Origin of the sequence: Streptosporangium sp. NPDC006007 (genome assembly GCF_040614315.1) — a bacterium.
GTDB lineage: Bacteria > Actinomycetota > Actinomycetes > Streptosporangiales > Streptosporangiaceae > Streptosporangium.
In genome coordinates, this window is record NZ_JBEXUG010000015.1 from 75,974 (window position 1) to 91,643 (window position 15,670).

Below are 15,670 nucleotides of genomic sequence, written 5' to 3' on the forward strand. Positions count from 1 at the left end.
TTTCGATGGGTCCGGCGGGCGGGGCCCTCGCCGTGGGGGTATCGGTGCCCGGCGACCGGCCGCCGCCGTCAGCACTCGCCCCAGACCTTGGTGACGTACTGGTACCGGGTGGCGGTGTTCAACATCACGCCGTGGTAGCAGCCGGGGGGAAGGACGGGGTAGAGGCTCCTGAGGGTGGTGTTGCCCGACGTCGCGGTCAGGACGGAGCCGTACACCGGTTTGCCGATCCCCACCCCGGCGCTGTTCGTCCGCTGGTAGCCGAGCCGTACGGTCGTGGCGCCTCCTCCCGTCTTGTCGTAGGCGATGTTGATCCGGCGGATGGATTTCAGGCCGACGCAGAACCCGGCGCTGAGCGTTCCGTTGTCGAGATAGCCGAACGCGGAACCGGAGAGGGTGAGGCTTCCGCAGTCGTCGATGGAGGGGACGTCGCTCGCGTCGGCCCTGCCCGCGGGGTTGGTGGAGTCGGCCGGGTTCACCGGGTTCGCCGGGTTCGCCCGGTGAACCGGGTTCGTCGCGTTCGCTGTGGGAGCCGTGACGCCCAGTCCGGCGCAGGAGGTGAGGATCGTGACCAGTGTGGCGGCCGAACGCCGGACGGCGGTGGGGAAAGGGCGGCGATCCAGCAAGACGAGTCCTCCCGTTGGGTTGAATTCGGGATGAGGAGCGAGCGTGATACGGAAAAATGCCAGCAGTCGCCATAGTGTGGACAAAGGGATAAATATCTCTCTTTATCCTTTCTCTTATTTTTCCTCGCGCGCTTTTCGTTCAAGCGGGAACCTATCCGCAAACCCCTGGATGATCAACGATGCCCCGGCCGTGTGAGGGCCCGTTTCCTTTGGTCACCGTGCCGGGATGCGCTAAAACGGCGGAGCCGTCGAGGCGGCGGCGTCACCGATGTCATCGGTGCCCGGGCGGTGTGACGGACGGGTGTCGTCCGCCTGGCCGCCGCCGCCGACGTCTGGACGCTGGTGTTGCCATGCCGGTTCTTCACGGTCCTACATAAACTGCCGAAGGTTCTACAAGAAACACAACTCAATGTGCGGACATACCGTCGTAGACGCAGGACTGCCGAAGACGGCCGCCGGGCGGCATTCTTGGAGGGGAGGTCCATCACACACGTCTCCCGTACTGAAAGGAGACAGAGAGCGATGATCGCTTTCGGTCTACCGGCTCAACCGCACGCCGTATCCGCCGCGGACCGGACGGCCGACGAGGCTCCGGCGCCATGGGATCACCAGCGATGCGCACGACGGTCCCGGCGAGGTCCCGACGCCGTCTCGGGCCGCTCCTGCGCCCCGGACCGCCGGGGACCGTACCGGACGCGCGAGCGAGCACGCCCGGAGTGCCGGTCCCGCACCCGCCGGACGACGCCCCCCGCACCTCGCACGGGCGGAGGCCGGGCCCGCGCGGGGCGGACCGGGCTGCCTGGCGACGGGCACCGGGCGCACCCGGCCTCCGGGCGGTCGTTCGACGGAGCCGGGGTGATCTGGACGGTCCTGCTGCCCGGCTGAACCCGCCGCGTCGGCGTGGCGGCGTGATCTGGGGGGAGCGCCGCCACGCCTCCGGCCCGCGGCCTTCACCCGTTCGCCTGCGAGGCCATGGTTCTCGGCCGCTCCCCGATGGGGGGAGCGGATCGGACCGGGCCGGTCATCGCCCGGCGGGTCTGTCCTTCTCTCCCGCCACCAGGGTGTCGCCGCCCTTGGCGGAACCGGCCGCGGTCTTCGAGGTCGCACTCCGGCGGCCGCCACGGGGGCGGGCCGCGGGAGGCTCCGCGGTGTCTCCGCCGGGTCCGGGGGCGTCCTCGGGCGTGGACTGCGCGGGTCTGTCCGCCTGGTCGGTCCGCGCCGTCCGGCCGGACCCCGCGGCCCGTACGGGTTTGCCCGCCGCGGACGCCGGGATCGGCTCGGCCGGGACGGCCTTGGCGGCCTCCGGTTCGCGTAGCGCGGAGATGATGTCGTCGGCCTCGGCCTCGACGGCGAGGTCCTCGGCGGCCACCGCCTCCCGTCGTTTGATCACCACCATGTGGTCGATCGACAGGCGGCCCGCGCCGCCGACGGCGAGGAGGATGGAGGCCGCGCCGATCGCCACGATCAGGCTGACGTCACCGTCGGTGAGCGGCAGGCCGTGCTCACCTCTGGCTACGACGAAGACCGCGACGGCCTCGCAGAACAGCAGCAGCCCGCAGACGGGTACGGCGAGGCCGACCACGAGCAGGGTTCCGCCGATGAGTTCCATCAGCATCGTGGTGGCGGCCCAGGCTCCCGGGTTGGGAGCGCCGAAGGTCGCGAACTGGGCACCGGTGGCGGTCAGACCTGATTCGAGCTTCTGCCAGCCGTTGGCTAAGAAGATTCCGCCCACTCCCAGCCTGGCGGCCAGGACGGCGAGGTCGTGGAGGGTTCGTTGCACGACTCCTCATTCTGGTGGAGATTCACCGTTCTGGTGGGGATTTACCGTTTTTGCCGATAATTGATGGAAAGAGCGCTGGTCGAGCCCGTCTGTGAACCCGGGGGAAGGCCGTCCGTCAACGCCGGTCGTCCTGGTCGTCCTGGTCGTCCGATCGGCGGGGGAGCAGCGCCGCCACCGTCGTGCCGATCGCGCCCAGCAGCAGCACGCTCACCACGATCGTGGAGTGCAGCCCGGTGACGAACGCGACGCGGGCGGCACTGAGCAGCGCGGTCCCGGCGTCGCCGCCGATCTCCCGCGCCACGTGCGCGGCGGCGGCGAGCGACTGGCGGGCCATGCCCATCAGGTCCGGTGGGACGCCGGGGACCGAGAGCAGCGAGGGCGCGTAGACGACGCTGGTGATCGTGCCGAGGACCGCGACCCCGAGCCCGGCGCCGAGCTCGTAGGCGGTCTCCTCGACCGCCGCGGCACCGCCCGCCCGTGACTCGGGGGCGGACGACATGATCGTGTCGGAGGCGGCCAGCAGGGTCACCTGGATGCCGAAGCCGATGCCGACGAAGCAGAGCGCGAGCATCAGCGCGTGCCGCTCGGTGCCCCAGGTCAGGGTGGGAAGGAGGGAGAGCGTGGTCAGCGCCAGGCCGCCGCCCATCGTGGTGCGCAGCCCGAACCGGCGCAGCAGCCGCGCTCCGGCGAGGCCGCCCGCGACCGAGGCGATCATCAGCGGCAGCAGGCGGAGCGCGGCCTGGAACGGGCTGTCGCCCAGCACGAGCTGCAGATACTGGGCGAGCATCAACTCCAGGCCGACCAGGGCGAAGACGGTCAGCAGCACGGCGCACACCCCGACGGAGAACGCCCGCTGCCGGAACAGCTCCAGGTCGAGCAGGGGAAAGGTCAGCCTCCGCTGCCTGCGCACGAACCAGGTCAGCAGCCCGATGCCGCACAGGAACACCGCCAGGCCGCCCACGTGCCCGGACCCCGTCTCCTTCAGGCCGAACGCCAGCGCGAGGATGCCGAGCACCGACAGCAGCGCGCTGGGCGCGTCCCACGGGTGCGAGGCGCGCTCGCGGGACTCCGGCAGGAGCCTGGCGGCCGCGGGCAGCAGCACCAGCAGGATCGGCACGTTGATCAGGAAGACCGCGCCCCACCAGAGGTGCTCGATGAGCAGGCCGCCGACGAGCGGGCCGACCGCGGCCCCCGCGGCGGCCACCGCGCTCCACACCCCCAGCGCGATCGCGCGCTCCCGCCGGTCGGTGAAGACCTGCCGGATGATGGAGAGCGTGGCCGGCATGATCATGGCGCCGCCGACGCCCAGCAGGGCCCGCGCGGCGATGAGGGTGGTTGGACTCGGGGCGAACGCGGCCGCCGCCGAGGCGACGCCGAACACCAGATAACCGGCCAGTACCAGGCGTTTTCGCCCGTAGCGGTCGCCGAGTGTGCCGAAGGTCAGCAGTAGCGGTGCCACCACCAGGGAGTAGACATCGATGATCCACAGCAGCTGCACCGAGCTCGGTTCGAGTGCGGCGGTCAGCGCGGGCACGGCGATGTGCAGGACCGTGGCGTCCACCGCGATCAGCAGCAGGCTGAGGCAGAGCAGAACCAGGACCGACCAGCGGCCGGTCCCGCGCGTTCGCGGGTCGATCCCGGTGCGGACGGCACCGTCCGCGACCCCCATGGCGGTCATAGGCCGCTGAAGGAGTTGCCGGCCTGGACGAACATGCGACGCAGCTTAGGCCAAGCCGGGTGGTGGGCGAGCCATGATCGGTAGATCGGTTCGTACCCAAATGCCATACCTTGTGCCGCCGCTTGCGACCTCTCTAGAGAGATACAGGGATATATCTACTATCTAGGCAAACGGTGATCTCGCCCGCACGATGGCGATCGTGAGAAGTCAGCGTGAGGTCCGTGAGCGGCAGTGGTGAACGGGGCGCAGTGGTGAACGGGTCCGGCGAGCCGGACCCCGCCCCGGTCCCGCCGTCGCGCGACCCCGGCGAGGTGCGTGAGTGGTGCGCCGTGGCCGTCGCCTGGCTGGAGCGCGACCGGCCGGAGGCCGCGCTGCAGGCGGCCCGCCAGGCGGTGGACCGCGACCTGGGGGCCGAATCCGGGGGCGGCTGGGGATACCGCCTCGCCAGCCTCGCGTTCGAACGGCTCGGCCGTGACGCGGAGGCCGTGGCCGCCGCCGAGGAGGCCGTACGGCTGGCCCCCGGATCATGGGCCGCGCGCCTGCGCCTGGGCACCGCGCTGCGCAGGGTGCCGGGGCGCTGGCGCGAGTCGTCGGCCCAGGCGGCCAGAGCCGCCCGCTACGCCCCCGAGGAGCCCGACACGCACGTCCTCGTCGGCGACCTCGCGCTGCTGCGCGGGGAGCACCACCGCGCCGAGACCGCCTACCGCACCGCGCTGGGCCTCCTGGGCGATCACCCCGCGGCCAGGGTCAACCTCGGCCTGACCCTGCTGCGCTGGGAACGCCCCCGGGGTCATCACGACCCCGCCTGGCCGGTCGATCCCCGCGAGACCGGCCGGGCCAGGCACGCCATGGAGATATGGTCCCGGCAGACCCGCGTCCTGCTGGCCGTGGCGCTCGCCCTGGTCGCCGTGGTGGCCTTCGGCCCCGGGCTGGCCGCCGAGGCGAGGGTCGGCGGCGCGGCCGTGCTGCCCGCCGTCCTGGTGATCACGTTCAGGCAGGCGCGCCGGGTCAGGCTCTGGTCCTACGTCCCCCGCATGCTTGCCCGTGACCCCTGGCTCGGCGCGACCGTCACGGTCACGCCGGTCGTCGTCGCCGCCTATATGGCGGCGATCGCCACCCTCCCCCCGTGGGTCCCCGGCTCGCAGCCCGGTCCGCTGGACGGCGGGTGGGTGGTTCCGGCGGGGCTGGTCCTCCTCAACGGCGTGATCCTGCTCGTCCTGCGCGGGAGCGTCGAGGCCTGGCGGGGGCGGCCGGTCAGGGCGCTGGCCCAGTTCGCCGCGGTCCACGGGAACCGTACGGCCGCGCGGAACATCGGCGTGACCCTCTGGCTGCTGGTGGTCCGGGGATGGTCGGTGCTGGCCGTGGTCACGGTGGCCGTCCGGCTGCTGGGCGAGCCCCGGTGGGCACTGGTCGCGCCGGCGATCCCGCCCGCCCTCCTCTGGGCGGCCTCCCGGATCGGGTCCGCGGGTGCCCTGCGCCGGTCGTTGACGGCGGACCGCTGGCTCGCGACGGCCGTCGCCCTGCTGGTCGCCGGGCCACCGGTGCTCGTCGGCGTGATGGCCGTACCGGTGCCGGGCTCGTCCCCGGAGCCGGTCGTGCGGGCCTGGTGGGCCGGGGCCGTCGTGCTGGCCGCGCTGGTGGCGGTGTTCGCCGCGCGGTCGGCGCAGACGTGGTGGTCAGGTGTCCCGGGCCCGTGGCGGTCCTCGTTGATCATGTGCGAGAGCCGTGACCACAGCCTGCGGGGCGACGCCGGAGCGCCGGTGGCCCTCGACGCCGAGGTGCGGCGGGTCTTCACCTACGCCCGGGGGGTGGTCCTCGCCTACGCCGACGCCGGCGGCCCTCGGGTCATGGCGGTCGGCGCGGTCAGCTCGGTCAGCCCGAGTGGTGAGCTCCGCCTGATCGCAGCCGACGACGCCTGGGAGGCGGCCGAACGCGACCCGAGGGTGGCGGTGTTCGTCGCGGATCCGCTGGACCGCCGCTTCTGGGCCGAGGTGCGCGGCATCGCGATCGGCGACGTCGAGGCGGGCGTGCTCCGGGTCACCCCCACACAGGTCGCGGTCGCCGGGTATCCGGGCCGTCACCAGAGTCGCAACCGGAGCCGCCATCGGGGACGCCGCCGTCTCGGCCGGGTGACCCCGGCCGAGTGAACCCCGCCGGACGCCCCCGGCCGGGTGAACCTTCACGGGGACTCCAGCGGGGCCGGTAAGGCGGGCGCCGGTACGGCGATGGCGGGCAAGGCGGTTCGGGCCGGTGCGGCGCGGTACGGGGTCACCGGGCGAGGCGCGGCGGCGGCGTCGGTGGAGACGGCCACTCGGGCAGATCGTTTCGGCGGCGGAACGCGGGGCAGAAACCCGGCACCCGGATCGTGGGGTTCATCCGGTCTCATCCGTTTATCTGATCGTGTCAGTGTGGCGGCGTGGCGTGACGCTCACGCACGCGCAAAGGTCTTCCCGGTGCGGTATAACCGGGGGCGGACCGGGGAGGCGTGATGCGGGAATCCGACAGGGCCCGGCCGGCGGGACGCGCGGCGGTGCGGGAGACGTTCGAGCAGGTGCGGCTGCGCTACTTCCGGCTCTCCCCCACACTGCGCAGGACGATGTACGCCGGTGTGCTGATCGGGGCGGTCGGGCTGGCGCTGGGCATGGGCTGGTCGCCGTTTGGCGCGTTCCTCATCACGATGGTCCTGCTCGGTTTCGCGGCGCTGACCCTCCGTTTTCCCCGCGCCGCGGCCACACTCGTGGTGGTGGCCGCCTGGCTGCTGCTCCTGCCGCTCTTTCAGAGCCTGTACGGCACGGAGGCGCCCGCCTCGACGGCGCTGACGCTTCTGGCCCTCCCGGTGGCGGGGGTCGCCCATCTCATCCGCTGGGTCCCCCCGTGGCTGACCACGCTCATGGCGCTCGCCTCCGCGGCCGTGGCGGCCGTCGTGTTCGCCGTGCTCTGGCCGGCCGTCGCCCTGTGGGCCGCGTACGGCGTGGCCGCCGCGGTGCTGGTTCACCGTTTCGTGCGGGCCCGTCAGGTCAGGGCCGCGCTGGAGGGCGGAGAGCACCGGGTCCGGCTGCGGGCCCGCGAGGGCGCTCAGCCGGTGCCCGCGCCGGCCGACCGGTCCGCGCCGCCGCCGATCTCCGTGGACGAGGCGTTCGGCGAGCTGGACGCCATGATCGGCCTGGCCCCGGTGAAGGAGCAGGTGCGCTCCATCGCCGCCTCGATCGAGGCGGCCAGGCTACGCAGGGAGGCGGGATACTCCACCGAGCCGCCGATGCGTCACTTCGTGTTCGTCGGCCCGCCGGGCACCGGCAAGACCAGTGTGGCCAGGACCGTCGCGAAGATCTTTTACGCCTTCGGCCTGCTGGAGACGCCCTATGTGGTGGAGGCCCAGCGCGCCGACCTGGTGGGGGAGTTCCTCGGGGCCACCGCGATCAAGACGAACGAGCTGGTGGACCGGGCGCTGGGCGGGGTGCTGTTCATCGACGAGGCGTACGGCCTGGTCAACTCCGGTGACGGCCAGCCCGACCGGTTTGGCGCCGAGGCGGTGCAGACGCTGCTGAAGCGGGCCGAGGACGACCGCGACCGGCTGATCATCATCCTGGCCGGCTACGAGAAGGAGATGGAGGGGTTCCTGTCCTCCAACCCCGGCCTGTCGAGCCGTTTCTCCAGCCGGGTCCGCTTTCCCAGCTACGGTCCTGACGAACTGCTGGAGATCACCGAGTTGCTGCAGCGGCGGCGCGGCGACCGGATGGCCGGGGGCGCCGGGCCCGCGCTGCTCGCCAGATTCGAGGACGTGCACCGCCGCGCGCTCGTGGACGAGCTGGGCAACGCGCGGTTCGTCCGCAGCCTGGTGGAGGCGGTGGCCCAGGCCCGCGACGTGCGGGTGGTGGGCGCGGGTGGCTCGCCCACCACCGAGGACCTGGTGACCACCACCGTCCACGACGTCGCCAAGGCGTTCGACGAGCTCACCGTCCGCTACCGGCGCTACCAGGCCATGCCCACCCTGAAGGAGGCGCTGGCCGACCTGGACCGGATGGCCGGTCTGGAGCCGGTCAAGCGGCAGGTGCACGCGGTCACCGCGCAGCTCAGGGTGGCCAGGATGCGGCAGGAGCGCGGCTTGCCGACCCCGCCGCAGATGCGGCACTTCGTCTTCACCGGGCCGCCGGGTACCGGGAAGACCACCGTGGCCCGCATTCTCGGCCGCATCTTCGCCGCGCTGGGCCTGCTCGCCCAGCCCGACGTGGTGGAGGCGCAGCGGGCCGACCTGGTCGGCCAGCACCTCGGGGCCACCGCGATCAAGACGAACGAGCTGGTGGACCGGGCGCTGGGCGGGGTGCTGTTCATCGACGAGGCGTACGGCCTGGTCAACTCCGGTTACACCGGCGGTGACGCCTTCGGCACCGAGGCGGTGCAGACGCTGCTGAAGCGGGCCGAGGACGACCGCGACCGTCTGGTGATCATTCTGGCCGGATACGAGCGGGAGATGGACGGGTTCCTGTCGACCAACCCCGGTCTGGCCAGCAGGTTCAGTCAGCGCGTGCACTTCCCCTCCTACTCGCCGGGCGAGCTCACCGAGATCGCCGGGTTGCTCGCCGAGGGCTCGGGCGACCGGTTCGACGAGGCCGCCTGCCGCGACCTGGCCGAGGTCTTCACCTGGGTCTGCGACGACGGCCTGATCGACGGCCTCGGCAACGGCCGGTTCGCCCGCTCGCTGTTCGAACGCGCCGCGATGCGCAGGGACGTGCGCCTGGCGGCCCTGGGCGGCACCGCCAGCTCCGCGGATCTGACCACGATCACCAGCGCGGACCTGCGCGCCGCCGTGGACGAGCTCGCCGAGCGCTGACCTGCGACTTCACCCTTCCCCGCTCGCGGGGGTAGCGTGGTAAACACCGCCCTTGACTGAGATCGAACCCCCGATTGAGCACTCCCAGTAGTTGACTGGCCGCATGATGTAGCAGGATGGCCACCGACAGCGGGAGGATGGCGAAGGGGGGCATGATGGCGGGATTCCTGCTCCGCAGGCTGCTCAACTACCTGGTGCTGATCGTCGTCGCCACGAGCCTGGCCTACATGCTGGCGGCCTTCGCGCTCAACCCCCGGTCGAACTACGAGGGCCGTAACCCGCCCATCCCGCCGGCGGTCGTCGACGCGCGTCTCACAGAACTGAACCTCAACGACCGGACCCCGCTGCCGGAGCGTTACCTCACCTGGGCGGGCGACGTCGTCCACGGTGACTTCGGTAAGACGGTGGCCGGCGGTTCGGTCGGCGAGGACCTCGGACGGCGGATCGGCGTCACCCTGCGCCTGATCACCGCCGGGCTGCTCCTCGGCAGCCTGACCGGCGTGCTCGTCGGCGCCTGCGCGGCGGTCAAGCAGTACGGCCTGTTCGACCGGTTGTCGACCGGAGCCTCCTTCGCGGTCCTCGCGGTCCCCACGGTCGTGCTGGCCAACATCGTGATCATCGGCGCGGTCTCGTTCAACGACCTGGTCGGCGCCCAGGTCTTCCTGGTCAGCGGTGAGGCGACCCCCGGGCTTGAGGGCGGATTCCTCACCCATCTGGTGGACCGGCTCCAGCATCTGATCCTGCCCACGCTCTCCCTCTCCCTCGCGCTGATCGCCGTTTACAGCCGCTACCAGCGCAACATGATGCTCGACGTGCTGGGCGCCGACTTCGTCCGCACGGCCATGGCCAAGGGGCTGCGCCGCCGTACCGCGCTGGCCAGGCACGCGCTGCGCACCGCGCTGATCCCGGCGGTCACCTACTTCGCCTTCACCTTCGGCGCGCTGCTGGTCGGCACCACCTTCACCGAGAAGATCTTCGGCTGGCACGGCATGGGCGAGTGGCTGGTGGACTCCATCTCCACCAACGACGTCAACACCGTCGCCGCGATCAGCTGCTTCGCGGCCTTCGCGGTGCTGGTGGCGTCGCTCGTCTCCGACGTGCTTCACGCCGTCCTCGACCCTCGCGTCCGGGTGGGGTGAGGGCGAGGATGACGATCGCCGACGAGGAGCTCGCCGAGCAGCGGGCCGACATCGACAGGATCACGGCGCCCTCCAGGCTCCGGGTGGTCGCGGGGCGTTTCTTCGGTTCCCTCCAGGGGCGCGCCGGGTTCGCGCTCCTGGCGCTGATGTTCCTGCTGGCCTTCGCCGGGCCGTACCTCGGCGGGTGGACCTACACCGACAAGGACTTCACGGCCTTTCTCCAGCCGCCCTCGCGTGAGCACTGGTGGGGCACCCTGCAGACCGGCGCCGACGTCTACGCGGTCACGCTGCGCGGCATGCAGAAGTCGCTCATCGTCGGGCTGCTCGCCGCGGTGGTCGGCACCGCGCTGGCGGCCGTGGTCGGCGCCTTCGCCGGATACTTCACGGGCTGGGCCGACCGGGTGCTGACCTGGATCACCGACCTGCTGCTCGTGCTTCCTGCCTTCCTGATCCTGGCGATCATGTCGCCGCTCTTCGCCGAGGGGCAGTGGCCACTGTTCGTGCTTGTGCTGGCGCTGTTCCTCTGGATGGTCACCTCCAAGATCGTCCGGAGTATGACCGTCTCGATCAAGCAGCGGGAGTTCGTCCAGGCGGCCAGGTTCATGGGGGTGCCGCCGACGAGGATCATCTTCCGGCACGTCATCCCGAACATGTCCTCGCTGCTGGTCGTGGACGCCACGCTGAACGTCAGCGCCGCGATCCTCACCGAGACCTCCCTGTCCTATTTCGGATTCGGCATCCAGCCGCCCGACGTCTCGCTGGGCAGCCTCATCGCCGACGGCGCCAGGACGGCCGTCTACGCCCCGTGGACGTTCTGGTTCTGCGCCGGTCTGCTGATCGTCATCGTGCTCGCGGTGAACCTGGTCGGCGACTCCCTGCGCGACGCCTTCGACCCCACGGCGAGGAGGGGAGGGCGGTGAGTGAGCGCGATGGGCGCCCGGAGGGCGGACGGTCCCGCGACGGCCGGATCCTTCGCCCGGAGTATCTGGAACATCCCAAACAACCGGAACACCTCGATGATCTGGAACACCTCGGGCAGCCGGGGCGGGTGGAGAACCGCGAACGGGCCAAACGCCCGGAATGTCTGGAAAGTCGAGAAGGCCCGGAGGGGATGGAACGCCAGGGGCGGGCGGGGCGGGAGGAACCGGCCGAGCCCGTTCTCCAGGTGGCCGACCTCAACGTGACCTTCGGCTCCGGTGCCGGCGCGGTGCGCGCCGTACGGGGGCTGAGCTACCAGGTCCGTCCGGGAGAGGTGCTCGGCATCGTCGGCGAGTCGGGATCCGGCAAGTCGGTCGCCGCGCTCGCCGTGATCGGCCTGCTCCCGCCGCATGCCCGCGTCACCGGTTCGGTGCGGCTGCTGGGCGGGGAGATCCTGGGGGCGAAGGAGAAGGCGCTCACAGCCTTCCGGGGCAAGACCATCTCGATGGTCTTCCAGGACCCGCTCTCCGCTCTCACCCCGGTCTACTGGGTGGGCGACCAGATCGCCGAGGCCGTGCGCGTCCATCAGAGGGTCACCGGGGAGCAGGCCGCGCGGAGGGCCGTCGAGCTGCTCGACCTGGTCGGCATCCCCAACGCCGCACAGCGGGCCAGGGCGTTCCCGCACGAGTTCTCCGGGGGCATGCGGCAGCGCGTGATGATCGCCATGGCGATCGCCAACGACCCCGATGTGATCATCTGTGACGAGCCGACCACCGCGCTCGACGTCACCGTCCAGGCTCAGGTGCTGGAGGTGCTGAAAAGGGCACAGCGGGAGACCCGTGCGGCGATCGTCATGATCACCCATGACCTGGGGGTGGTGGCCGGGTTCGCCGACCGGGTCCTGGTCATGTACGCCGGGCGGGCCGTCGAGGTCGGGCCGGTGGACGAGGTGTACTACCGCACGCGCATGCCGTACACCATGGGCCTGCTCGGCTCCATCCCCCGGCTGGACCTGGGGGGCGGGCAGCCGCTGGTCCCCATCGCCGGGAGCCCGCCCTCTCCCGCGGCGCTGCCGCCCGGCTGCCCGTTCGAGCCGCGTTGCCCGCTGGCCGTCCCGGTCTGCGCCGAGGAGGAGCCCGAAGCGGTCGCGGTGGGCTCACCGGACCACCTGGCCGCGTGCGTGCGCGCGGGAGAGATCGAGGCCGAGGGCCGGTCACCCGCCCAGGTCCACCTGATGGGGGCCGGTGGTCGCGTGGCCGGGCCCGTGACCTCTCACCGGACGCCGGTACGGCCGCCGCGCGCCGGTCGCGAGGTGGTCCTGGCGGTCAAGGACCTCGTCAAGCACCATCCGCTGACGAAGGGGACGATCCTTCGGCGGAGGGTCGGCACGGTCCACGCGGTGGACGGCATCAGCTTCGACATCCGCGAGGGGGAGACGCTCGGCCTGGTCGGCGAGTCGGGATGCGGCAAGACGACCGCGCTGATGGAGATCCTGGAGCTGGCCAGGCCGCAGCGGGGCACGATCGCGGTGCTGGGGCGCGACACCTCGACGCTGGGAGCCCGCGAGCGGACGGCGATCCGGCGGGAGATGCAGGTCGTCTTCCAGGATCCGGTGGCCTCCCTCGATCCGAGGATGACCGTCTACGACATCCTCGCCGAGCCGCTGCGTACACACGGGACCAGGGATCCAGGACCGAGGATCCGGGAGCTGCTCCGCCTGGTCGGGCTGGATCCCGGCCACGCGGCCCGCTATCCGCAGGACTTCTCCGGCGGCCAGCGCCAGCGGATCGGCATCGCCCGCGCGCTCGCCCTGGAGCCCCGGCTGATCGTGCTCGACGAGCCGGTCTCGGCGCTCGACGTCTCGATCCGGGCGGGGGTGATCAACCTGCTGGAGGAGCTGAAGGGCCGGTTGGGCCTGTCCTACCTGTTCGTGGCGCACGACCTGGCCGTGGTCCGGCACATCGCCGACCGGGTGGCGGTCATGTATCTCGGGAGGATCGCCGAGATAGGCCGGGTCGACCTGGTCTACGGCGCCCCGATGCATCCCTACACCCAGGCGCTGCTGTCGGCCGTCCCGCTGCCCGACCCGGAGAAGGAAAGGTCCAGAAGGCGCATCCTGCTCGAAGGCGACCTGCCCAGCCCGGCCGACCCCCCCTCCGGCTGCCGCTTCCGCACCCGCTGTCCCACGTTCAAGACCCTCGACGAGACCGGCCGGAGCCGATGCGTGAACGAGGAGCCCCAGGTCCGGCCGTTCGGGGAGGACCACGGTGCCTCCTGTCACTTCGCCGAGAAGCTCGAAGTCGTATAACCCTGGAGGAACTGTGATATCAATCCGGCGCGTGGGCGCGTTCGCCGCGGCGCTGACCGTGACCGGCTCGCTGGCCCTGGCCGGCTGTGGAGGCCAGGGCGGGGGCGGGGCGGGGGAGTCGCGCGGTGAGGGGGACGAGTCGCCGTCCACCTCGACCTCGGCGGTCAGGGCGTACGACATCAACCCGGTGCCGAGGGACAAGGTCAAGGACGGCGGCCTGCTGCGCTGGGGACTCAACGAGTATCCGGCCAACTGGAACCTCAACCACGTCGACGGCAACATGGCGATGGTCAAGAAGGTCGTCGACGCGCTCATGCCCTCGGCCTTCCGCTCCAACGAGAAGGGTGAGATCTCGGCGAACACCGACTATCTGCTGGCCGGGAAGATCACCGAGAGCGAGCCCAAGCAGGTCGTCACGTTGACGCTCAACCCCAAGGCCGGATGGTCCGACGGGACGCCGATCACCTGGGAGGACTACCGGGCCCAGTGGCAGGCGATGAACGGCCGGAACGGCGACTACCGCGTCGCCGGCACCACCGGTTACCAGGACATCGAGAGCGTGGTCAGGGGCAGGGACGACCACGAGGCCGTCATCACCTTCGCCAAGCCCTTCGGCGACTGGCAGTCACTCTTCGACCCGCTCTACCCTAAAAGCACCAACGCCACCTCGGAGGCGTTCAACAACGGCTGGCTGAACCGGATCCCGGTCACCGCGGGCCCGTTCAAGTTCGTCTCGTTCGACGAGACGGCCAAGACCGTCACCCTCGCCAGGGACCAGCGCTGGTGGGGGGAGAAGGCCAAGCTGGACCAGATCATCTACCGGGCGCTGGAGAGCGACGCGCTGGTCGGAGCCTTCAGCAACGGAGAGCTGGACACCTTCGACGTGGGCCCGTCCGCTCCTGACTACGCGCGGGCCAAGAGCAGCAAGGGCGCGATCATACGGCAGGCGGCCGGACCCGACTTCCGGCACATCACCCTGAACGGCGAGAGCGGGCAGCTCTCCGACGTCAACGTCCGCCGGGCCGTCGCGATGGGCATCAACCGTCAGGCCATCGCCCAGTCCGACCTGCAGGGCCTCGACTGGCCGATCGTCCTGCTCAGCAACCACTTCTTCATGAACACCCAGGACGGCTACCAGGACAACGCCGGTGAGGTCGGCGCCTACAACCCGGCAAAGGCCGGGCAACTGCTGGACGCCGCGGGCTGGCGGCTCTCGGGGCAGACCCGGATGAAGGACGGCAGGGAGCTGAACCTGCGCTTCGTCATGCCCTCGGGCCTGCAGCTCACCAAGTCCGAGGCCGAGATCACCCAGAGCATGCTGGCCCAGATCGGTGTCAAGATCACTCTTCAGGCGGTGCCCAGCGACGACTACTTCACCAAGTACATCATCCCCGGCAACTACGACATCACCGCGTTCGCCTACGTGGGCACGCCCTTCCCCGTCTCCAGCGGCTACGGCCAGTACGCCAACGCCACCAGGGACACCAAGGGCCGGCCGCAGTGGAACGCCAACCTCGGCCGCATCGGCTCCCCGCAGATCAACGCCGCCATGGACAAGGCGACCGCCGACCTCGACGGCGCCCAGGCCATCGCCGACACCAACGCCGCCGACCGGCTGATCTGGGAGGCGGTGAACGTGGTGACCCTCTACCAGCGCCCGCAGAACGTCGCGGTCAAGAAGACCATCGCCAATTACGGGGCCCGGGGTTTCTACGACCTGAGATACCAGGACATCGGCTTCACCAAATAGGGTCGGCCGGATCCACGCCGGCCGAGCCGCCGCCGGCGACTCGGAGATCGGTAGGCGCGGCCGGAGTGCCAAACCTCCGTTGTCCCGACATCGAATTTTTTGATTGAGACGCATGGGCTTTTGATGATCGACTTATCGGGGCGTGATTAACGCATGGCCGGAGGTGACTGTTCCCGCGATTGTTCATCTCCTTTATCCGATCACAGGTGATGGAGAGGGGAGGCAATGGCGTTCAACGATGCCGGATCGCTAAGCGGGTCGCAGGCCGTCTGCCGGAGGTGCGCTTTTTGAACAGGGAAGGCCCCTGGTGGACGCCGATCTTCCAAGATCGAGCATCACCAGGGGCCTCCGTGCTGTCCTGTACGGCTAAGCCCGCCGAAACCCGCGGCGAGCGCCCGAGGTCAGGGGCCGTCGTCTTCCTCTTCGTATGCCGTGATCGGTCCGCCCGACTCGCGCACCCGCACCGGGATGCCACGGAGCCGCCGTGGAAGGACCCCCGGGCCCGGTGCCACGGTGACCCAGACATCTATGGTCGGCTCACCGTCGCTCTCTCCCCGCCCGACCGCGACGACTTCGGGAACCTGGTCGATCCAGTGAGTGGCGTCGTTGAGCGCGGCGTCCACGTCGCCGGTTTTCTCGGTCATGT

The 15,670-nt window shown here is 70.8% G+C and carries 10 protein-coding genes; 6 read left to right on the top strand and 4 right to left on the bottom strand.

Going from position 1 to position 15,670, the window contains the following annotated elements:
• Positions 1–68: 68 nt before the first annotated feature.
• The 3 genes from ABZ194_RS14655 to ABZ194_RS14665 form a co-directional block, all read right to left on the bottom strand.
• On the bottom strand, positions 69–623 hold the full coding sequence (locus ABZ194_RS14655) for a hypothetical protein (RefSeq protein WP_355596187.1): 555 nt from the start codon (positions 621–623) through the stop codon (positions 69–71).
• Between the two features lie 1,021 nt (positions 624–1,644).
• Entirely contained in the window at positions 1,645–2,403 is a 759-nt protein-coding gene (locus tag ABZ194_RS14660; protein WP_355596189.1) for a DoxX family membrane protein, read from the bottom strand.
• Between the two features lie 115 nt (positions 2,404–2,518).
• Positions 2,519–4,081 carry an MFS transporter gene (locus ABZ194_RS14665; protein WP_355596191.1) on the bottom strand — a complete coding sequence of 521 codons (1,563 nt, stop codon included), beginning with the start codon at positions 4,079–4,081 and terminating at the stop codon, positions 2,519–2,521.
• A gap of 221 nt (positions 4,082–4,302) precedes the next feature.
• Between ABZ194_RS14665 and ABZ194_RS14670 the strand changes: the two genes are divergently transcribed.
• The 6 genes from ABZ194_RS14670 to ABZ194_RS14695 all read left to right on the top strand — a co-directional run bounded on the left by ABZ194_RS14670 (position 4,303) and on the right by ABZ194_RS14695 (position 15,024).
• Positions 4,303–6,228, top strand: coding sequence for a hypothetical protein (locus ABZ194_RS14670; protein ID WP_355596193.1), 1,926 nt, complete (start codon positions 4,303–4,305; stop codon positions 6,226–6,228).
• A gap of 341 nt (positions 6,229–6,569) precedes the next feature.
• On the top strand, positions 6,570–8,909 hold the full coding sequence (locus ABZ194_RS14675) for an AAA family ATPase (RefSeq protein ID WP_355596195.1): 2,340 nt from the start codon (positions 6,570–6,572) through the stop codon (positions 8,907–8,909).
• Positions 8,910–9,064: 155 nt separating this feature from the next.
• Positions 9,065–10,048, top strand: a complete 984-nt coding sequence (locus ABZ194_RS14680; RefSeq protein WP_355596284.1) for an ABC transporter permease — start codon at positions 9,065–9,067, stop codon at positions 10,046–10,048.
• Between the two features lie 8 nt (positions 10,049–10,056).
• Positions 10,057–10,968 carry an ABC transporter permease gene (locus tag ABZ194_RS14685; protein ID WP_355596197.1) on the top strand — a complete coding sequence of 304 codons (912 nt, stop codon included), beginning with the start codon at positions 10,057–10,059 and terminating at the stop codon, positions 10,966–10,968.
• A gap of 191 nt (positions 10,969–11,159) precedes the next feature.
• A complete protein-coding gene (locus tag ABZ194_RS14690; RefSeq protein WP_355596286.1) occupies positions 11,160–13,274 on the top strand; it encodes a dipeptide ABC transporter ATP-binding protein in 2,115 nt (704 codons plus the stop codon).
• Positions 13,275–13,287: 13 nt separating this feature from the next.
• Positions 13,288–15,024 (top strand): ABC transporter family substrate-binding protein, encoded by a 1,737-nt coding sequence (locus ABZ194_RS14695; protein ID WP_355596199.1) that lies wholly within the window; start codon positions 13,288–13,290, stop codon positions 15,022–15,024.
• A gap of 401 nt (positions 15,025–15,425) precedes the next feature.
• On the opposite strand, the gene ABZ194_RS14700 is transcribed toward ABZ194_RS14695, so the two are convergent.
• A complete protein-coding gene (locus ABZ194_RS14700) occupies positions 15,426–15,668 on the bottom strand; it encodes a hypothetical protein (RefSeq protein ID WP_355596201.1) in 243 nt (80 codons plus the stop codon).
• Positions 15,669–15,670: the final 2 nt, after the last annotated feature.